General features: G+C 45.9%; 19 protein-coding genes. 12 read left to right on the forward strand and 7 right to left on the reverse strand.

Annotated features, from left to right (window positions below; genetic code table 11):
- Window positions 1-61: 61 nt before the first annotated feature.
- Window positions 62-673, reverse strand: coding sequence for a trimeric intracellular cation channel family protein (locus QRD89_RS17730; protein ID WP_008633753.1), 612 nt, complete (start codon window positions 671-673; stop codon window positions 62-64).
- Between the two features lie 256 nt (window positions 674-929).
- Here QRD89_RS17730 and QRD89_RS17735 point away from each other — a divergent pair, with 256 nt between their 5' ends.
- The 4 genes from QRD89_RS17735 to QRD89_RS17750 all read left to right on the forward strand — a co-directional run bounded on the left by QRD89_RS17735 (window position 930) and on the right by QRD89_RS17750 (window position 3,424).
- Entirely contained in the window at window positions 930-1,457 is a 528-nt protein-coding gene (locus QRD89_RS17735) for a helix-turn-helix domain-containing protein (protein WP_008633756.1), read from the forward strand.
- A 21-nt stretch (window positions 1,458-1,478) separates the two neighbouring features.
- Complete coding sequence (gene sda / locus QRD89_RS17740; RefSeq protein WP_081594774.1) at window positions 1,479-1,628, forward strand: sporulation histidine kinase inhibitor Sda; 150 nt, start codon at window positions 1,479-1,481, stop codon at window positions 1,626-1,628.
- A gap of 63 nt (window positions 1,629-1,691) precedes the next feature.
- A complete protein-coding gene (locus QRD89_RS17745) occupies window positions 1,692-2,393 on the forward strand; it encodes a YqjF family protein (RefSeq protein ID WP_026577794.1) in 702 nt (233 codons plus the stop codon).
- A 71-nt stretch (window positions 2,394-2,464) separates the two neighbouring features.
- Window positions 2,465-3,424, forward strand: a complete 960-nt coding sequence (locus QRD89_RS17750) for a ring-cleaving dioxygenase (RefSeq protein WP_008633760.1) — start codon at window positions 2,465-2,467, stop codon at window positions 3,422-3,424.
- Between the two features lie 49 nt (window positions 3,425-3,473).
- On the opposite strand, the gene QRD89_RS17755 is transcribed toward QRD89_RS17750, so the two are convergent.
- Window positions 3,474-5,426 (reverse strand): aconitate hydratase, encoded by a 1,953-nt coding sequence (locus QRD89_RS17755; RefSeq protein ID WP_286095931.1) that lies wholly within the window; start codon window positions 5,424-5,426, stop codon window positions 3,474-3,476.
- Between the two features lie 321 nt (window positions 5,427-5,747).
- On the opposite strand from QRD89_RS17755, the gene QRD89_RS17760 reads away from it, so the two are divergent.
- Entirely contained in the window at window positions 5,748-7,031 is a 1,284-nt protein-coding gene (locus QRD89_RS17760; protein WP_286095932.1) for a helix-turn-helix transcriptional regulator, read from the forward strand.
- 246 nt (window positions 7,032-7,277) lie between these two features.
- Here the strand turns inward: QRD89_RS17760 and QRD89_RS17765 are convergent, their stop codons facing one another.
- The 4 genes from QRD89_RS17765 to treP form a co-directional block, all read right to left on the reverse strand.
- Window positions 7,278-7,784 (reverse strand): DUF6933 domain-containing protein, encoded by a 507-nt coding sequence (locus QRD89_RS17765; RefSeq protein ID WP_286095933.1) that lies wholly within the window; start codon window positions 7,782-7,784, stop codon window positions 7,278-7,280.
- Between the two features lie 97 nt (window positions 7,785-7,881).
- Window positions 7,882-8,598 carry a trehalose operon repressor gene (treR, locus tag QRD89_RS17770; protein WP_008639660.1) on the reverse strand — a complete coding sequence of 239 codons (717 nt, stop codon included), beginning with the start codon at window positions 8,596-8,598 and terminating at the stop codon, window positions 7,882-7,884.
- A gap of 25 nt (window positions 8,599-8,623) precedes the next feature.
- Window positions 8,624-10,309: an alpha,alpha-phosphotrehalase gene (treC, locus tag QRD89_RS17775; RefSeq protein ID WP_286095934.1), complete on the reverse strand. Its 1,686-nt coding sequence runs from the start codon at window positions 10,307-10,309 to the stop codon at window positions 8,624-8,626.
- A gap of 27 nt (window positions 10,310-10,336) precedes the next feature.
- Window positions 10,337-11,746 carry a PTS system trehalose-specific EIIBC component gene (treP, locus tag QRD89_RS17780; protein ID WP_026577790.1) on the reverse strand — a complete coding sequence of 470 codons (1,410 nt, stop codon included), beginning with the start codon at window positions 11,744-11,746 and terminating at the stop codon, window positions 10,337-10,339.
- Window positions 11,747-12,110: 364 nt separating this feature from the next.
- On the opposite strand from treP, the gene QRD89_RS17785 reads away from it, so the two are divergent.
- The 4 genes from QRD89_RS17785 to trhO all read left to right on the forward strand — a co-directional run bounded on the left by QRD89_RS17785 (window position 12,111) and on the right by trhO (window position 16,491).
- Window positions 12,111-13,298 (forward strand): MFS transporter, encoded by a 1,188-nt coding sequence (locus QRD89_RS17785; RefSeq protein WP_008639946.1) that lies wholly within the window; start codon window positions 12,111-12,113, stop codon window positions 13,296-13,298.
- 48 nt (window positions 13,299-13,346) lie between these two features.
- Complete coding sequence (locus tag QRD89_RS17790; protein WP_286095935.1) at window positions 13,347-13,895, forward strand: cysteine hydrolase family protein; 549 nt, start codon at window positions 13,347-13,349, stop codon at window positions 13,893-13,895.
- Between the two features lie 201 nt (window positions 13,896-14,096).
- Entirely contained in the window at window positions 14,097-15,458 is a 1,362-nt protein-coding gene (locus tag QRD89_RS17795; RefSeq protein WP_026577787.1) for an MFS transporter, read from the forward strand.
- A 91-nt stretch (window positions 15,459-15,549) separates the two neighbouring features.
- Complete coding sequence (gene trhO, locus QRD89_RS17800; protein ID WP_008639949.1) at window positions 15,550-16,491, forward strand: oxygen-dependent tRNA uridine(34) hydroxylase TrhO; 942 nt, start codon at window positions 15,550-15,552, stop codon at window positions 16,489-16,491.
- A gap of 43 nt (window positions 16,492-16,534) precedes the next feature.
- Here the strand turns inward: trhO and thiD are convergent, their stop codons facing one another.
- Window positions 16,535-17,338, reverse strand: coding sequence for a bifunctional hydroxymethylpyrimidine kinase/phosphomethylpyrimidine kinase (gene thiD / locus QRD89_RS17805; protein ID WP_286095937.1), 804 nt, complete (start codon window positions 17,336-17,338; stop codon window positions 16,535-16,537).
- A 140-nt stretch (window positions 17,339-17,478) separates the two neighbouring features.
- On the opposite strand from thiD, the gene QRD89_RS17810 reads away from it, so the two are divergent.
- The 3 genes from QRD89_RS17810 to QRD89_RS17820 all read left to right on the forward strand — a co-directional run bounded on the left by QRD89_RS17810 (window position 17,479) and on the right by QRD89_RS17820 (window position 19,474).
- Window positions 17,479-17,832 carry an MGMT family protein gene (locus tag QRD89_RS17810; protein ID WP_286095938.1) on the forward strand — a complete coding sequence of 118 codons (354 nt, stop codon included), beginning with the start codon at window positions 17,479-17,481 and terminating at the stop codon, window positions 17,830-17,832.
- On the forward strand, window positions 17,825-18,772 hold the full coding sequence (locus tag QRD89_RS17815; protein WP_286095939.1) for a PD-(D/E)XK nuclease family protein: 948 nt from the start codon (window positions 17,825-17,827) through the stop codon (window positions 18,770-18,772). Before QRD89_RS17810 ends, QRD89_RS17815 begins: the two co-directional genes overlap by 8 nt.
- Before the next feature lie 66 nt (window positions 18,773-18,838).
- Entirely contained in the window at window positions 18,839-19,474 is a 636-nt protein-coding gene (locus QRD89_RS17820) for an SDR family oxidoreductase (protein ID WP_286095940.1), read from the forward strand.
- The last annotated feature ends 42 nt before the right edge of the window (window positions 19,475-19,516 follow it).

Genomic DNA, 19,516 nt, shown 5'->3' on the forward strand with positions numbered 1-19,516 from the left:
CTTGTCTTACTGCAGCTAATCGTAGAAAAGGCCGTCCCAAAGCGGGGCGGCCTTTTTATGATCAAATTCTATACAAATCCCGAAACCTTAGATGCCATCCTAATCGATAAGAGAACACCCTGCACAAGATAATCAGGATAAATAATGCATAAGTCTGCCACGCACTCCCTACATCTACAAGCCCGATGCCGACTGCCAGCCCCACAAGCATTGCCCATACTGCGTATATTTCCTGATGAAGAACCATCGGACGGCGCTGTGCAAGCACATCTCTGGCAACGCCGCCCCCGACTCCTGTCAGGATTGCCGAAAAAATGATGCCTCCAAGCGGAAATTGGTTGGCGACCGCAAAGGAGGCCCCTTGAAGAGCAAAAGCTGATAAACCAACGGCATCCGGATAGAAATTCCATCTGTCCCATGCCATCACCCATGTCTTCGGAAAGAAATAGACAACAGCGATTGTTCCAAGCGCGACATAAAACAGATATCCCTGCTGCCAAACATGGACGACCGGGATCCCTAATGCGATATTACGAATAATCCCACCTGCGAACGGTGTCGCAATCCCGAGAATAAACGTACCGAATATGTCGTACCTTTCGTTGAGAGCGACAATGGCCCCACTGAAAGCAAAAGCGCTGACAGCTAATATATTCAGGATTTCCCAAGTCATCCTTTTCCTCCTCTTCCCCTTGAAAAATGCAAGCCGATTTGATTATATCAGACCTGTAGGCGAAGCTATGTATTTTTTTACACAGCTGCTAAAAATTTCGTCGAACATACTCGAAATAAATCGTTATAATTACTATTTATACGAAAGTTTTCTTCTAAGCAAAGAAATTCCACTACGTTGCAAACTGCCACAAGGATTTTATATATATAGGAAGAAATATTTATATGAAAAAAGAAAGTAGGGTGTGATTTTAACCATGAGAAGATGGCTTATCAAACTTAGAAAAGAACAACGACTGACACAACAACAAATCGCAGCAGGCGCACATATCGACCGGGCCTATTATGCTCAAATCGAAAATGGAACGCGCAATCCCAGCATGGCGGTCGCTTCTCAAATTGCTTCGTTTCTTCACATAAATCCTTCACTCTTTTATACCGAACACCTGAGCGAACCATTTGAAACAGCATTGGTCCATTCTCCAATTACCGTCGCACACTGCGACTTGGATCTACGCTATACCTGGATGTATAACCCGCACCCTGATTTCAAAATGAACTCCGTGATCGGGAAAAGGGATGATGAATTGGATGATAACGTCGGTACTACTGAATTAATGCAATTAAAAAGCAAGGTCATAGAGGAAGGACAGAGCATCAGAAAAACAATTCCTTTCCCGTTATCCGAGGGATTGATTCGTTACGACGTATTCTGCCAACCTATCTTTGATTCACATGGACGAATTATAGGAGCAGCTACGGCATCGACCGCACTTCCGTCATAGCAAAGTAAAGGGGGCAACCGCATGATTGTCGAAAGGCTCTCCTACAAGGTGTTGCAGGACTCTCTAAAAAGAGCAGTGGATTTGAACCTGGAAGAAGAATTCATCCTCTTGCTGAAGAAAGAACTGCACAAGCGAGAAGAGCGGAAAAACGTTCCGCTCCGAATGAAGTGACGATCTTCACATTCATGTATGATTCTCCCTCCCTGCGGGTAAACCATTGGGGAGGTGATGAGAATGTCTTCAAAAAAATGGATTATGCATCAGGAATGGGAAGATCTTATCTTCCTCCATTGGCCCGTACCCGCTGAGATTTTGGCCAGGTATATACCAAGTGTGTTTGAGTTGGACGAATTTGACGGTTCGGCTTGGATAGCCGTCGTCCCGTTTCGTATGAACCACATCCGGTTCAAGAACCTTCCTTCTCTTCCTTTCGGCAATCAATTATTGGAATTGAATGTCCGTACCTATGTCACTTATAAAGGAGAACCAGGAGTTTATTTCCTCACTTTGGATGCCGATCACCCCCTCGGCGTTTTTTTAGCCCGAACAGGATTTTCTCTTCCTTACGTGCATGCATCCATGCGGATGGACACGACACCGGAGAGGATTCATTTCTCCAGCAGAAGAATTCATAAAGGCTATCCGAACGCTCATTTCCATATGGAGGCATCTCATTTTTCCCCTGCCGTTCATCCTGCACCAGGATCCCTTCTTTACTGGCTTACCGAACGATATGCCCTCTGGACAGTCCGAGGCCAAAAGGTGTACAAGGGACCAATCCAGCATAAGCACTGGCGGTTGCAGAAAGTCAAAGTCGACCTTCCTGTCAATCAATTGCTCGATTTCCTCCCCTCCTTCGTAACAGAACAAGATCCAACCGCCTATTATTCTAAAACTTTACAAACGAGGATTTTTCCATTTGAACGAGTAAAGTAGCTTCTTTTGACAATGTATCCTCTGCGTATTATAATTATCTTGAATTCGAGATAATCAGAGGAGGAACCTTTATGGAACTTAAAGGCATCCATCACGTATCAGCCATCACAGCAAATGCAGAGAAAAACTTTGACTTTTATACCCGCATATTAGGAATGCGTTTAGTAAAAAAAACTGTTAACCAAGACGACCCTTCCATGTATCACTTGTTTTATGCCGATGAAAAAGGACGTCCCGGAACCGATTTAACTTTTTTTGAAATTCATCGCGCCGGACACACCTATCCGGGCTCTCAGAGCATATCGACGACCACACTGCGCGTCCCAAACGACGAAGCACTGAATTATTGGCTCGAGAGATTCCAACAGCATCAAGTAGCCCATGATCCAATGGAGGAGCGCTTCGGACGCCTCACTCTGTCTTTCCGTGATCCGGAAGACCAACGGTTAATGCTTGTATCCGATCAACATAACAAGGGTGTAGCAGCCGGAATCCCATGGAAAGGATCCGAGGTACCAGCTGATTTTGGTATTACAGGGCTGGGACCTGTAAGACTTACTGTCTCTGATAAGAGTAAAACGGAGCATGTCCTTACAGAAATTCTGCGATTCCGAAAAACAGGTGAGTACGATAATTGGACTGTCTTCAGCACAGGCGAAGGTGGCACAGGTGCAGAGGTCCACGTGGAAGAGACGGATGCAGACAGACGGGAACGACCTGGAAGAGGAAGCGTCCACCACGTCGCCTTCCGGGTGGAGAACAAGGAAGAACTCACCAAATGGAAAGAAATCATTGATGCTGCCGGGTACCCGAATTCCGGGCTTGTCGATCGTTACTACTTCCAATCCCTTTATTTCAGGGAAGCGAACCACATTTTATTTGAACTGGCGACAGATGGTCCTGGTTTCGCCACGGATGAACCGGAAGACCGTCTGGGGGAAGCGTTGGCACTTCCGCCGTTTCTTGAACAAAAACGGGAAGAAATCGAAAGAAACCTTAAACCAATTCACACAACAGCTCCACAAGACTAATAAAGAAAGCCGGCACCTTTTCAGGTCCGGCTTTTCTTTTTGTATTAAATCAGTCCTTATCCAGGCGCTCCTTCACCCAATTGATCAGACCGCCCGCCTTCATGATTTCAATTTGACGCTCCGAAAGAGCATGCTCCACTTCAATCTGTAGGTCTTTCCCCTTTACTTCGACATGAAAGGTAGAGGATTTAGAGAGTTTGTTCCGCAGATCCTTAAATTGAAGAACATCTCCCTCTTCCAGCTTCTCTAGATCATCAGCATTGGTAAAGGTTAGTGGTAGTACACCGAAGTTAGCAAGGTTCTGCCAGTGAATACGGGCAAAGTCTTCGACAATAGCCACTTGCAATCCAAGATACTTCGGAGCTAAAGCCGCATGCTCCCTGCTCGATCCCTGCCCGTAATTCGCACCGGCAACAACCGCATGGCCGCCGGATTCTTTCACATCCATCGCCCTGTCGTAATAGGTGTCATCTACAATTTCGAAGGCAAACTTACTGATTTCCGGAAGGTTGCTTCGGTAAGGAAGGACTCTCGCCCCGCCTGCTAATATTTCATCCGTCGAAATGTCATCCCCCATTTTCAATAATACAGGGAGCTCCATTTCGTCTGGAAGCTCACCCATTTCCGGAATGGAAGCCACATTAGGACCTTTCACGAGGTTAACCTTTTTTGCTTCCGAAAGCGGAAGCGGATCGTCAAGCAGCCGCGTATCTACCGTCGGCTTTTCAAGTTCAACGACCGAAGGATAAGCGAGACCCGATTTTCTAGGGTCTGTAATCTTCCCTTCCAACGCACTTACTGCAGCAGTCTCCGGACTGCATAGATACACGCTGTCCTCTTTCGTTCCGGAACGCCCTGGAAAATTCCTAGGAGTCGTCCGCAAGCTGTTTCTTCCTGTCGCCGGTGCTTGTCCCATGCCGATACATCCGTTGCATCCCGCTTGGTGAAGCCTTGCTCCTGCCTGGAGGAAATTAGCTATATGACCATTCTGAGATAGATCGACGAGCATCTGCCTGGATGTCGGGTTGATATCAAACGAAACACCGTCCGCAACTTGTTTACCAGCGACGATTTCTGATGCTACTGCAAAATCCCGGTACCCAGGGTTAGCGGAAGAACCTACATAGCTTTGATAGATCGCCTCCCCTTCCACCTCTTCGACCGGCACCACATTCCCCGGACTGGAAGGCTTTGCAATGAGAGGGGCCAGGTCAGAGAGATGCAATTCGTCATGCACATCGTACCCCGCTCCCTCATCAGGCAAGAGCTCAAACCACTCTTTTTCCCTCCCTTGCCGTGCCATGAAACGACGCGTAACTTCGTCCGCTGGAAAAACCGTTCCCGTAGCGCCTAGTTCCGCTCCCATATTTGCAATGACATGGCGGTCCATCGCCGTAAGGTTTTTCAAACCCGGGCCGTAATATTCAAAAACATGATGGACGCCCCCTTTTACTCCATGTCTACGCAGCATTTCAAGAATGACATCCTTTGCGCTTACCCAATCAGGAAGCTCACCGGTCACCTTCACTCCCCACACTTTCGGCATTTTCACATAAAAAGGCTCTCCTGCGATAGCCATAGCAACATCGATTCCACCAGCCCCCATGGCAAGCATGCCCATACATCCATTCGCACACGTATGACTGTCCGATCCAAGCAGCGTCTTCCCGGGAGCAGCGAGCCTCTGCATATGGACGGGATGACTCACTCCGTTTCCCGGCCTGCTGAAATGCAAACCGAAACGCTTGGCTGCACTTTCCAGGAACAGGTGGTCATCCGGGTTCTTATTGTCTTCCTGTATTAAGTTATGGTCGACATATTGAGCGGACGCTTCCGTCTGTGCCCGCTCCACCCCCATCGCTTCAAGCTCAAGCATCACCATTGTCCCTGTTGCATCCTGGGTAAGGGTTTGATCAATTTTTAATCCTATTTCCGAACCTGGTGTCATTTCTCCTTGAATAAGATGGCTGTTAATCAGCTTTTGTGTGACGTTATAACCCACACCGATTCCTCCTTCACATGGTTTACCGCCTGGTAATTTGGCGTTTTTTTCCTATAAACCCCATACCCGTAAGACATCGTCCCTATGCAAAGTTTCCTTATAATGACAAATTACGATAGTTTTCTCACCCTGAAAAATCTGGTTTCCCTTTATATCAGGAAAGTCACCAGTCAAAAAACCTCTTAAAGGGCCGTTTAAAGGGAGACTTGGGAAACTGGTAAATATAGTTGATTATTACTAATTGAGGATGTATTCTAAAAATAGATTCGAAAGAGCAACATCTCTTAAGAGTCGACAGTTGATCAACTAGGTGTGTTGAAAATGGAATATGGTAAAGTGCTCCGGTTCCATCGGGTGAAACAGGGTTTGACGCAAAACCAGTTAGCAGATGGAATCATCTCGCCGGCATATCTGTCTAAGATTGAGAACAATCAGACCGTGCCTGCCTCCGAAGTGCTGGAAATGCTATATGAACGTCTGGGATTGGAATTCCATGACGCTTCCTACAGCCACCCTTCCAAAGAAAAGCTGAAAAAGTGGTATGAAGCTATCATGTTCAAGCGGAAGGAAGAAGCACGAAGGTTGAAGGAGGAGCTGCTCAGTCAGCAGGATATGCGGAACAATCATCACCTTTATATTTACTACAAGCTGTACAGCATCCGCCACTTTTTGTTAGAAAACGAAGTGGAGGAGGCTTATGAAGCATGGAGTGAAATAAAGCAGCACCTGGATACATTTGATGATGAGATGAAGTACTACTATCATTTGAGCAATGGACTGCTCCAGTATTACCGAAGTGATTTCGAGGAATCATTCCAGCAGTTGATGAAGGCGGAAGTCTTATCGCGCTCCATGAATATGGAAAGCTGGGAAGTGAGCGACCTTTTCTACCACTTGGCACTAAGTTCAAGTCAGGCGCACCATGTGTCAGCTTCTATTTTTTATACAGAACAGGCACTCCGCATTTATAAAGATCATTACGACCTAGGAAAGAGTGCTGATTGCCATCTCATTTTAGGAATAAGTTTCAGCAGGCTCCAGAATCATGAAAAAGCGAGGGAGAATTACGAGTCTGCTCTCAAGATCGCTTCTCAGACTAAGGACCACCAGCAGTTGAAACTGGTTTATATTAACATGGCTGTTTTAGACTCTAATCTAGATAATCATACGTTATCCATCGAGCATTACAAAAAGAGCCTGGAGTACACAGAAGCATCATCTTCCACCTATGATATCTATGAATACATGAATATTATTCACGGATTAATCCTCGAGCACTACCTCATAGGTAACAAGGAAGGATGCCTCTATTGGGTAAATGAAGGTAAAAAAAGGCTTGTAGATTTCCCTTCAAAAGAGCACACGTATCATTTTGATGTTTTTCAAAAGATACTAACGAACGCTCCAGATACCCTTGAATTTCTTGAAGATGAAGTACTTCCATATTTCAAAGAAATGAAGGATCCGGAGTATGTCATCAGATACGCTAAATTCCTAGCCGACTTATTTGAGAAGCAAAGGATGTATAAGCGTTCTTCTGAATATTTAAGGTTAGCAATGCAATTGTTAAATAAACATTCTCATTTAGGAGGCATGATCTTATGAAGAAAGCCATCGCTTTCATCGCTGCAGTTGGCATTGTTGTTTCTGTCTTAGCTCCTTTGACACAGGATGAGGCAGTACGTACCTACCCAAGACCATTAGTTGAAGACGTAGTTTAACTTCTTTTTAGTAGTATGTAACAGTTTTTAAGCACCTCCCCTAATCCTATACCTATATAAACATTTACCTCTACCCTGACCCGGTAGAGGTCTTTTTTTCATGAAAAAAATCAGCAGCGCCGGGACAGCACTACTGATTTTGGAAATATTTAATGAAAGTTTTATAAGGATAAGTATGCTCCAGCGGACGGAAAGGCATCTTATTATTTTCTTCATTTATTTTCTGGGCATCAATGTCTTCATAGGCTTGGCCTTGGAGCTGATGTTCCATCGTAGATTTAAGATCATTCATGATGCCTATGACCCGCCTGTTTTTTGTTTTCGTATATACGATTTCATCTGCCGCCCTAAGCATTTCTTCCCCAACAGACTCGTCGATTTCAAGCAGTTGAAATAGCTGCTTGAGCGAACCTTTAATGACGGTGTCGAGGTGGTCGAATTGCGGCTTTCTCAATCCGAATAAGGTCAGGTTAAGGCCTGTCGCATTGTTGACAAGGATTAAACATTTCCTGCGGTTGAAAGTAACCAGGTTCGCATGCCATTGATGGATTTCAGGTACTTCTTTATATGCTTCTACGTCCTGGATCGGCTTATCTATCTCATTCTGTAATTTCTTTGTCGCTCCGATAACGAACACTTTCTCCACCCCTTTCTCTCGTGTGCCTCTATTCTAACGCTTTCTGTAAGAAAAACAAAGAAGAACCGTTGCGGTCCTTCTTTGCATCATGTTTTATTTATAATTTGGTACGTCTGGCAAAGTCAACGAATTGAAACTTATCCGGACGGTGTCTGGACTCTGTGTACTGAAACACCGTTGCATCCGCCAGATAGACGTAACTGCGGATCACGACAACTTGCGGATGTCCGGCCAGATCCAGATAGCTTTCGTCTTCTTTCGTAACCGGCTCGACAACAATCTCCTTTTTAGCGAAACTGATGACAAGACCTAATTCGTTTTCCAAATACTCGTATAGGGAACGTTCGGCTGCTTCCTTCGTCAAATCCGGAACGATGTCTTCACGAAGGAAGTCTTTATCGAGAATAATCCTCTCTCCTCCTACTTCCCGCGATCGGACAACCTTCCACAGGTTGGTTTGCTGAGGACAGTTCAACCGCTCCCCCAACTCCCCCTGTCCACTGATACGCGCCAATTCGTGAACAGACGTATGGAAGGTCTGTCCCATCTGATCGGCAAGCTCCTTGAAGCTCGTCAATCCGGAAACAGGAAATTCGAATTTCCCGTGATCGAGTACGACAGATCCCTTCCCCCGCACTTTTTGAATATAGCCGTTTTGAGCAAGCAGGTGCAAAGCTTTTCGGATTGTCTCTCTAGATGTCTGGAATTCATCTGTCAGCTCATGCTCGGAAGGAAGGGTATCCCCTGGAGTCAACACTCCACTTTGAATTCTCTCCGCCAATTCACTGTAGATAACAAAATACTTGTTTTTCATCGGTCTTCACCGTTCTTTATTTTAATTATATATCTTTCCAATGGTAAACTACCGACTCATATGGACGAAGTTCCAGTTTTTCATCAAGTGCCGGAGCATTCTCATAATTGTTTACCAACGCTTCGGATTGTCCTGAAGTTTCTATATCATCCGGAAGAACAAAATCAACGGATTCCCCGTAAAAGTTGTTAACGACCAATAACCGTTCTCCGTTCCACTCCCGCAGGTACGCAAACACACGATCATGTTCCGGAGAAATCAGGCGGTAGTCTCCATGAGTAATAATATCATATTCTTTCCGCAGACGAATCAGCTCTTGATAGTGTTGGAAAATAGATCCTTCCTCTTTCATGGCTTTTTCTGCATTGATCGTTTCATAGTTGTCCGCTACGTCAATCCACGGCGTCCCGTTCGTGAAACCTGCATTCTTTTCTGCCGTCCATTGTACCGGCGTACGGGAATTGTCACGCGACTTCTGCTGAAGAATCGCAAGGATATCTTCCTCTTTGTACCCTTCCGCTTGGAAAGCTTCGTACATATTCAAGGATTCCACGTCTCTGTAGCGATCGATAGAAGAGAAGCCGGGGTTCGTCATTCCGAATTCTTCCCCTTGATAAATGTAAGGGGTACCCTGCATCATGTGAATTGTCGTTGCCAGCATTTTCCCGGATTCCAACGGATAATTCTGCTCGTCTCCAAACCGGGACAACACACGGGGCTGGTCATGGTTACACCAGAATAATGCATTCCATCCATTCCCTCTGTGCATCTCTTCCTGCCATGTGGAGAGGATGCTCTTGAGCTCATGAAAATCAAAGTCCGCCACGGTCCATTTCTCCCCGTTTGGATAATCCACCTTCAGATGATGAAAGTTGAAGGTCATGCTCAATTCATTCCGCTCCGGGGCTGTATAGTTGATGCAGTGGTCAATCGTCGTCGAAGACATCTCACCGACCGTCATAAGGTCATAAGGACGAAACACTTCTTTATTCATTTCCTGCATATATTCATGCACCTTCGGCCCGTCCGTGTAAAATTTACGACCGTCTCCTGGCGCGATGGTACCATCGTCATTCGGAAACTCCTGATCTTTGGATATGAGGTTGATAACGTCCAATCGGAATCCGTCGATACCTTTCTCCGCCCAGTAGCTCATCATATCATAAACATCTTTTCGAACAGCTTCCTTTTCCCAATTGAGATCTGCCTGGGTAACATCAAACAAGTGCAGGTAATATTGGCCTGTCTCCTCTTCATATTTCCATGCACTGCCTCCGAACTTGGACTTCCAATTCGTAGGTGCCCCGCCGTCCACAGGGTCCTTCCAAATATAATAATCCCGATAAGGACTGTCCTTGGACATCCGGGATGCCTGGAACCACTCATGCTCCGTGGACGTATGGTTCACGACGATGTCCATAATAAGCTTCATGCCGCGGTCATGCGTTTCCCGCAGAAGTTGATCGAAATCTTCCATCGTCCCGTACTCTTCGTGAATATCATAGTAATCACTGATGTCATAACCGTTGTCGTTCTGAGGGGATTTGTACATAGGTGTCAGCCACAGGACATCGACTCCAAGCTCTTTCAAGTAATCGAGCTTTTCAATAATCCCTTGAATATCACCGACTCCGTTTCCAGTCGTATCACGAAAACTCTTTGGATAAATCTGATAGACGACTGCTTTCTTCCACCATGGTTGTTCATTCATGATAACACCACCGATTCTTTTTCATTTTTAAACGTCTTGCTTCCGTTTTGCATACAAGTAAGTTCCGACAAGCGGCAGCACGATGACGATTGCCATACCAATGAGGAAGTCTCCCCAATACTCCGGGATGATGGAGAAGATACCCGGTACTCCTCCGACACCAATCGAGCTTGCCAATACACCTTGAGATGAAATATATAAACCTGCAATTGCCGAGGATGCTATAGCGATAACGAATGGATATTTAAATCGTAAGTTCACTCCGAATAAAGCTGGTTCTGTAACGCCAAGCCAAGCAGATATACCGGAAGACACACCAAGACCCTTCAGTTTATCATCTTTCGCAGCGAGCCAGATGGCAAAAGCAGCTGACCCTTGTGCAATATTAGATAGAGCGAGCATCGGCCAGAGGAATGTCCCTTCTGTACTTCCTACCAGCTGAATATCAACAGCCAGGAATGTATGGTGCATCCCCGTGATGACGAGCACTCCGTATAAACCACCATAAATCAATCCGCCAAGCCAAGCAAAGGAGTTAAAGATGGAAACAAGACCATCTGTAATCGCATTCCCTACGGCGAACGTTACCGGCCCGATAATAATGAATGTAAGGATACCTGTTACCAATAGTGCTACAGGGCCGACAACAAGCAGCTGAATGCTGTCTGCCACCCGCTTTCTAAGGAATAATTCAATTTTCGTCAATAGATAGGAGGCAGCCAGAACCGGTAGTACTTGTCCTTGATAACCGATTTTGTCGATTTCCCACCCGAATAAGTTCCACGTCGGGACATTTCCTTCCGTTACAGCGTCCCCGTATGCCCAAGCACTTAAGAGGTCGGGGTGAACAAGCACGAGACCGATAACAATACCAAGGATGGGACTCCCACCGAACTTCTTGACAGCTGACCAACCAATGAGACCCGGCAGAAAGGCGAAAGCCGTATTCGCAATGATAAAGATCATGTTAGCAAGGCCGGACCACTGCGGGTACACATCGATGATGGACTGGTCATCCCAGAAGATTCCTGTCGCTGTCAGAATGTTATTGATTCCGAGCAGTAAACCCGCTGTTACAATTGCCGGTAGGATTGGAATGAAGATATCCGCCAGCGTCTTGATGGCACGTTGCAGCGGATTCATCTTTTTACTGGACGCTTCCTTCACTTCCTCCTTCGATGCTTCTCCCACACCTGCTAAAGCAATGAATTCTTTGTAAACTTTCTCCACTGTTCCTTGACCAACGACAATTTGAAATTGACCGTTCGTCGAAAAGGACCCTTTGACTGCGTCAATATTGTTCAATTTTTCATGATCGACAATGCCCTCATCATGAAGGGCCAACCGAAGACGCGTGACACAGTGAGTAGCTGCAGAGAGATTTTCCTTTCCACCGATCGCCTCTAAAATCTGCTCTGCCTGTTTTTTGTAATTCATACCGTTACCTCCCTAGTTTGGAATACCAATGCCAAAAACCGAGAAACCGCTTACGAAACAGAATGTCGGTAACCGAAGGCGATGTATTTATAACCGTATTCATACTAGTACCCTACTTCGGTTTCCAAAAATCGTAAATATTAAACGCTTCCAAAAACAACTTGTATATACATGTTCTGTTGCAAGTATAACTTGTATATACAGGTTATGCAACCGCTAACATCATTTTCATTTACAAACGATAAGCAGAAGACTTTAAGTAGAAATGGAACTGTGCTATATATGTTTAGGGTAACGAAATAAATAGGAAGAAGGGATATTTATCCTGACTAATGAAACGCAAGCGAAGAGAAACCTATGGATTATGTGGTTTGCTAACTTTTTCATTGCTGGTAGTATCACGATGGTATTACCTTTCCTTTCTTTATATATAGAAGAACTCGGAAATTTCACGGATGCTTATGTTCAGACGTGGTCCGGCTGGGTCTTCGGTGTCACGTTCGTCACCGCCTTCCTCTTCTCCCCTGTCTGGGGGAAAATCGGGGACAGATACGGCAGAAAGAAAATCCTTATTCTATCAGCTTCCGGGCTGGCCGTTTCGGTTTTTCTGATGGGCTTCGTCACAAGCGTCTGGCAGCTGTTCCTGCTGCGGATGTTTATGGGTATATTCACCGGGTTCATCCCGATGTCCCAGGCGCTGATTTCCACGCAGACACCGAAGGATATTGCCGGCCAAGTTCTCGGTACTCTGCAGACAGGAAGCATAACAGGCAGTCTGCTTGGCCCGATGCTAGGGGGATGGATCGCCGATTCAATCGGGTACGCGACAACATTTCAGTTCGTATCGATTACAGTAGGGATCTCTGCTTTCCTCGTCTTATTCGGTATAAAGGAGCAGCGGGTTGTCCAGGAAAGCGAGGATGAGAAGTCCAGCTACAACTCAAAAGAGGTCATTCTGCACATTGTCAGGCACCCGATCCTGCTGATGGTCATGATTATCTCTTTATTTGTTCAAGTAGCTCACTTCAGCATCCAGCCGATCCTTTCCTTATTTGTAGGTGATTTACATGGACCGGAGAACTTGGCTCTGTTCTCAGGAATCGCCTTCTCCGCTGCAGGTCTTGGTAACTTGTTGATGGCTAAGCGCTGGGGAAGAATTGCCGATCGGGTCGGGTATATCAAAATTATGATTGCTCTCCTATTCATGGCGGGTATTGTTTATTTTCCCGCCGCTTTCGTAACGAATATCTGGCAGCTGGTTGTACTTCGCTTCCTATTAGGAGTATCCATCGGCGGCATCATACCAGTGCGCACAGCGTACATCCGTCAGGAAGCCCCTGTCGCCATGCAGGGAGAAGTGTTAGGCTACAACACCAGCCTGCGCTTTTTAGGAAACATCATCGGCCCTGCAATGGGCGGTATGATCGCAGGAGCTTATGGATTCTCCATGGTATTCTTTGTGACGAGCGCTCTCCTGATCGCCTGTGGTACGGTAATGTCCGTTGTCGTTAAAAAGAAATCACATGCCATGAAGGAAGCGCCGACCTATTAACCCTCCTGTTCTGCTATGATAGAGTCAAACGATATATGGAGGGATTGTATGGATCGTGCATTACTTATCATCGATTATACAAACGACTTTGTAGCAGATAACGGCGCCCTTACATGTGGAAAGCCCGGGCAGGAGATAGAGGGATATGTCACGGATTTGACCACGTCCTTTCTGAAGAAGAAAGAGTTCGTCATCTTCGGTGTCGATTTGCATGAAAAGGATGACATCTATCACCCGGAAACAAAGCTTTTCCCGCCGCATAATATCCGCGGAACGAAAGGCCGGGAACTTTACGGGCGCTTAGCCGAGGTATACGAATCGGCCAAAGCTTCTCCATTTACCTATTGGATGGACAAAACGAGGTACAGTGCTTTTGCCGGAACGGACTTAGACATGCAGCTGAGGGCACGTGGAATACAAGAACTCCATCTGGTCGGAGTCTGCACCGATATCTGTGTACTTCATACAGCAATGGATGCTTACAACTACGGATATGACATTCACATTCATCAACAAGGAGTCGCAAGCTTTAACAACGTCGGACACGACTTTGCTCTGAAACATTTTGAACAGACGCTTGGAGCAGTCCTTCATTAAAAACAACGCCCATCCTTATAAAGGACGGGCGTTGTTTTTGGCTGTTCAAGGTCCACACATCTTATAGCACAAAAGGCTTTGAAGAGAAGACGTAAATAGCGCGAGCGTCTTATTTCTCTCCTGATCCACCCGTGTGGTATAGTATGTCGGGTATTACAGGGACTTTTCTTTCATTAATAAACGATGAGGGAGGTCATCAACATGGAAACTCTATCTCGTCCCTCCCAATCTCATTTCCGTACGGTTTTTGTCCTTAGTGCAGCCGTGCTGATTGTGGTTATGAATACGACGATGTTCAACATCGCCTTACCAAATATATTGCGTGAATTTACTTTGCTGCCATCCGAGGGAGCTTGGATCGTCTCAGGATATTCAATTGTTCTGTCTATCTTCACTATTACCTTCACGAGACTGTCCGATTACCTGCCGATTCGTAAGCTGCTGACGATCGGAATTACTATCTTCAGCTTCGCTTCCATTCTAGGTTTCTTCGCTGAAAGTTACTTATGGCTGATGATTGCACGTCTTTGTCAGGCAGTCGGAGCTGCGGCAGTTCCTGGTTTATCCATGGTCTTTGCCGGCCGCTATATTCCTGCATCCCGACGCGGAAGTGCCTATGCTTTAATTGCTTCCTCCACTTCGTTAGGCTTCGGCCTTGGGCCGGTTATAGGGGGGGTGGTCACGGATTACCTGGATTGGAACTATTTGTTCATCGTCACTATTCTAGCTGTGGGCGTCCTGCCTGCGCTCTTCCGGCTCATGCCGAAGGAAACGACAGGCAAGGGGCGGTTTGACGGGATCGGTGCCTTCTTATCCGGGAGCAGTGCTACGTTCTTTCTCTTGTATATATCGAGCTTCAGCACAGGATATTTACTGGGAGGACTGCTCACAGCAGCACTCCTGTGGCTTCGTATCAACAAAACAGATACACCGTTTATCCAACCTGAGCTGTTGGCTGATGCACAGTACAGAAAAATATTGATATTGAGCTTTCTTGGGTTCACCTTACATTTCGCAGTTCTGTTTCTTATGCCTGTCATGTTGGAGCAAGTGTACGGTCAAAGCGCTGCGGCTATTGGTTTCTTTATTTTCCCCGGTGCGATTCTCTCTGCAGTTGCTGCCATATTCATCGGGAGGATGATTGATGCTTATGGGAATATCCGTGTGCTGATTTTATCCCAGTTACTGCTTTCCATAGCAGCATTGGCCTATTTCTTACTCGCCGGCCTCCACCCTTCTATGATCATGATCGCCTACATGTTCACAAGTTTCGGTTTCTCCAGCCTATCGTCCAGTTCTACGAACGAAGTATCGCAGATTCTTCCTAAAGAACAGATCGGTGCAGGAATCGGCTTAAAACAGCAGATTCATTTCATTGGAAGTGCTACAGGATCAGTCCTTGCCGGAATTTTGCTCGAGATGCGTCATGCCCCTTATGGAAAAGAAGACTTCGACCTGCCCTTCGGCATGCTTGTCTTTCTAATGACCCTGTCTTTCTCCATCTTCCTTCTTTACGCAAAGAAAAAGAAAGCGATGGAAAAAGTTCAAACAAGTGACATTTGATTTTTTAAACGTAATTTAATATGATGGAGTATGGACATTTCTGTTATTAATGAGTTTTAGTTTATAGATTTACATTTAGGAGGAATCATATATGAGCTCAAAAGATTATCGAGTTCTGCTGTATTATAAGTATGTCGACCTTCCTGACTATGAAGAATATTGCAAAAACCACTTGAAATTCTGTAAGGATCTTGGGCTGAAAGGACGTATTATCGTATCCCACGAGGGAATAAACGGTACGGTTTCCGGAACAGTCGAACAAGTGGAAGAATATATGGACTATGTGCGCTCCGATGAGCGTTTTGCTGATATTCACTTCAAAATCGATGAGCACGACGGACATGCATTCAAGAAAATGCACTGCCGCGTCAAACCGGAGCTCGTCAACTGGAGCATCGATGATGACGATATCGATCCGAAGACTTTCGGCGGCAAACACTTGAAGCCGAAAGAATTCAACGAATATTTGAAGGACGAGAACACCATCGTCATCGATGGTCGAAACGAGTACGAATACCGAATTGGACACTTTCGTAACGCCATCCGCCCGGATGTAGAGACATCACGCGAATTTCCGGAATGGATTGCTGAGAATGCAGATCAATGGAAGGATAAGAAAGTCCTTACGTATTGCACCGGAGGAATCCGCTGTGAGAAATTGACAGGAATCCTTAAGAAGAACGGTGTAGAGGACGTCTATCAACTGGAAGGCGGAATCACGACTTACGGAAAAGATCCGGAAGTCAAAGGTGAATTGTTCGACGGTAAGATGTATGTCTTTGATGAGCGCATCTCTGTTCCGATCAACCAGGTTGAAGAAAAAGTCATTGCAACTTGCGAGCATTGCGGAAAAGCAGAAGACCGCATGATCAACTGCAGTAATCCGGTATGTAACCGGCAGTACGTCTGCTGTCAAGACTGTGAAGAGAAACACCATGCCGCATGTACAGCAGAATGCAAGGAGCATCCGGAAAATCGTTGGGATGTTGAACGTAAGAAGCAGATTGATAAGTACGATCGTATTAACGGATAATGAAAATCCCCGCACTGTGTTTGATCCCAGTGCGGGGATTTTTTTAATCTTTTTTTAATCGATGTGCAGCGTGAAAGGTCGAACCGATGCCGCGGTCGAAGGATAATGCATAACGAATCGCTGTTGTCACAAACGATTTCGCACGGCGGACCGCATCCTCTACAGAACTGCCTTTCGCTAATTCAGCTGCAATCGCTGCGGAATAGGTACAGCCGGCTCCACTCGTATGGATGGTCTGCACTCGTTCCGACTCAAGCTCCGTGATGCTCGTACCATCATATAAGATATCGACAGCTGGATGTCCTTCCAAAGCACCGCCTTTAAGAAGGACGTAAGAAGCGCCTAATTGATAGAGGTCCCTCGCCATCATCTTCATATCGTCTGGGTTCTCAGGGACAGGGCTATTCACCAAACGGGCGCCCTCCTGAAGGTTCGGAGTGATAATGGCAGCCTGCGGAATCAACTTCTCCACAAGCGCAGCGATAGCTTCATCCTTTAGCAGCTGGGAACCCATCTTTCCGATCATGACAGGGTCGACGACGACGTTCGACACATTCGCTTCTTTTATAAGTCTTGCTGTCAGATCAATGATGTCTTCCGTGAATAACATCCCTGTCTTAAGAGCATCGACGCCAACATGTTCCAAAGAAGCATGGATCTGAGCCTCCACTGCTTCTAAAGGCTGTGTGAAAATCCCCTGCTTTGTTGTACTATTATTTGCGACTATGGCCGTTATAGCACTCATGCCATAGACATCGAACTCCTCAAAGGTTTTTAAATCAGCTTGTATGCCCGCGCTCCCTTGAGCTGCTGAGCCGGCGATACTTAACACTTTCGGTATACTCATAGACGTGCCTACCCCTCTCTTCTTTTCCTATTTTCTAATTGTATCAAATTGTAAGAACGCTCTGCTAACGGAATGGATTCCCCCTCCCCCGCCTTTTTGTTAGGATAGAAGGTGAAAAAGCTAGAAAAGGAGATTCTTCATTGAAACCTTTTACCGAGAAAGTCCTGGCAATTATTCAAAAGATACCAGAAGGATCGGTCTCGACTTACGGACAGGTGGCGCGCCTTGCAGGAAACCGGAGAGCAGCCAGACAAGTATCGCGCATTCTCCATGCGATGAGTGATCAATACAGCCTGCCTTGGCATCGAGTCGTAAATAGAAACGGAGAAATTGTGCTCTCAGAAGAAGAGCGCGCTCACCTTCAGCAGCTCAAACTTGAAGCAGAAGGAATGACGGTCATCCATGGCAAGGTTTCACTTAACACCTACCAGATCCAGGATGAAGTCGTTCTGAGCTCCTTATCAGATGAAGAAGGATGGTTAGACGATGTTTGAAGTGAAGCCTTACCCGGAATTATCCTGGTCCATATCCAGACATAAAACGATGCTTCAATGTTTAAGAAAGTACGCCTATGACTATTACGCTTCCCACAACGGCTGGTTAAGCCAGTCTGACAGTTTGGCGAAACAAGCTTATCGGTTAAAGAAAATAACGAACTTGGAAATGCATTTCGGAAGCGTTGTCCACGATCTGATCTACCAGACTATCCAACAAGTCCGTAAAGAAGGAACATTCCAATTCGAGGAAGCTTTTACAGAAGAAGTGCGTCATCACTTGAATAGAGGTTTTATCGAATCCATTAAGAAAGAGCATTTATGGATGAATCGTCCGAAGCACTTTACCATGCTTCATGAAATCTATTACAGCCAACAGCAAAAGCTCCCGGAACAAAAAGTGAAGAAAATTACCAGCCGTCTTCAAAATACAGTGAAGAATTTCTACGCAAGCCAGACATTCGCCGACGTGCTGAAGAAAGATCGTATGGAGTTCATTGATGCAGAAACGTTCCGGTTCATGAAGAGCGACGGCGTCAAAATATTCGTCGTCATGGACCTGGTCTATAAGGATACATCCGAAAACAAATGGATTATCGTCGATTGGAAAACAGGTAAATCGTCAGAAGAAGACCGGAATCAGCTCGCCCTGTATGCACTCTACCTGAAGCAGAAGTATGACATCGAATCCCTTGATGACATCATCATACGAAATGAATACCTTGTGGAGGGTACGTATGTGGAGCACCAACTGACCGAACAGGATTTAATCAATGTCCAAAACCTCTATCAAGTAAGCATGAAAGAGATGCAGCGTTATTTGGAGGATCCGGAAAAGAATGCTCCCCTTCCTCTGCAGCAGTTTCCAATGCAGGATAATCCGCGTATCTGCGCCCATTGTAATTACCAGGAATTATGCTTCCCCGACTCCCATGTTTAACCCTTTTCCGTTCCGGCTACATAAAGAGTAGTCTTGAATAACCATAAAAGGAGTCGTGATTTTCACATGAAAGTACTAGTTGCAGGAGCAAACGGTCATACAGGTCGTCTTCTCATCCAATATTTAAAAGAAGCCGGCCACGAACCTTACGGACTGATTCGTAAAGAAGAGCAGAAAGCGATAGTGGAAGAGCTGGGCGGTATCCCTGTCCTTGGCGATGTGACGCGTTCGGATGTCGGGCATGCCGTTAAAGGAATGGATGCCGTCATGTTCGCAGCCGGTTCCGGTTCCAAAACAGGCGATGATCAGACGGAAGCAGTCGACCGGGATGGTGCCGTCAACCTGGCGAAAGCGACGGAAAAACTCGGCATTAAAAAATTCATTATGCTTTCAGGAATGGCGGCCGGTGAGCCGGAACGCGGTCCGAAAGAATTGGAATTCTATATGAAAATGAAGGGCGAAGCAGACGAATACCTGAAGGCGACGGAACTCGATTACACCATTGTCCGTCCAGGCGGCTTAACTCATGAGGCCGGTACAAGTAAGATTAAGGTAGGAGATAAATTAGAGAGCGGCACGATATCCCGTGAAGATGTCGCGAAAACAATGATTGCAGCCCTGCAAGAGCCACAGGCCTATCACAAAACTTTTGAAATGATCGAAGGAGACACCCAGATTGAAGATGCATTAAAATCTCTATAAAAAAAAAGGACAACCCAGCCTTCTTCCGGCTGGGTTTTTCTC

Origin of the sequence: Halobacillus sp. ACCC02827, assembly GCF_030291935.1 — a bacterium.
Classification (GTDB): Bacteria; Bacillota; Bacilli; order Bacillales; family Halobacillaceae; genus Halobacillus.

Coding starts and splice junctions, on each gene's coding strand:
- QRD89_RS17730 (WP_008633753.1), bottom strand. CDS start 673: ATGACTTGGGAAATCCTGAATATATTAGCTGTCAGCGCTTTTGCTTTC.
- QRD89_RS17735 (WP_008633756.1), top strand. CDS start 930: ATGAGAAGATGGCTTATCAAACTTAGAAAAGAACAACGACTGACACAA.
- sda (WP_081594774.1), top strand. CDS start 1,479: ATGATTGTCGAAAGGCTCTCCTACAAGGTGTTGCAGGACTCTCTAAAA.
- QRD89_RS17745 (WP_026577794.1), top strand. CDS start 1,692: ATGTCTTCAAAAAAATGGATTATGCATCAGGAATGGGAAGATCTTATC.
- QRD89_RS17750 (WP_008633760.1), top strand. CDS start 2,465: ATGGAACTTAAAGGCATCCATCACGTATCAGCCATCACAGCAAATGCA.
- QRD89_RS17760 (WP_286095932.1), top strand. CDS start 5,748: ATGGAATATGGTAAAGTGCTCCGGTTCCATCGGGTGAAACAGGGTTTG.
- treR (WP_008639660.1), bottom strand. CDS start 8,598: ATGAAAAACAAGTATTTTGTTATCTACAGTGAATTGGCGGAGAGAATT.
- treC (WP_286095934.1), bottom strand. CDS start 10,309: ATGAATGAACAACCATGGTGGAAGAAAGCAGTCGTCTATCAGATTTAT.
- treP (WP_026577790.1), bottom strand. CDS start 11,746: ATGAATTACAAAAAACAGGCAGAGCAGATTTTAGAGGCGATCGGTGGA.
- QRD89_RS17785 (WP_008639946.1), top strand. CDS start 12,111: ATGTGGTTTGCTAACTTTTTCATTGCTGGTAGTATCACGATGGTATTA.
- QRD89_RS17790 (WP_286095935.1), top strand. CDS start 13,347: ATGGATCGTGCATTACTTATCATCGATTATACAAACGACTTTGTAGCA.
- QRD89_RS17795 (WP_026577787.1), top strand. CDS start 14,097: ATGGAAACTCTATCTCGTCCCTCCCAATCTCATTTCCGTACGGTTTTT.
- trhO (WP_008639949.1), top strand. CDS start 15,550: ATGAGCTCAAAAGATTATCGAGTTCTGCTGTATTATAAGTATGTCGAC.
- thiD (WP_286095937.1), bottom strand. CDS start 17,338: ATGAGTATACCGAAAGTGTTAAGTATCGCCGGCTCAGCAGCTCAAGGG.
- QRD89_RS17815 (WP_286095939.1), top strand. CDS start 17,825: ATGTTTGAAGTGAAGCCTTACCCGGAATTATCCTGGTCCATATCCAGA.
- QRD89_RS17820 (WP_286095940.1), top strand. CDS start 18,839: ATGAAAGTACTAGTTGCAGGAGCAAACGGTCATACAGGTCGTCTTCTC.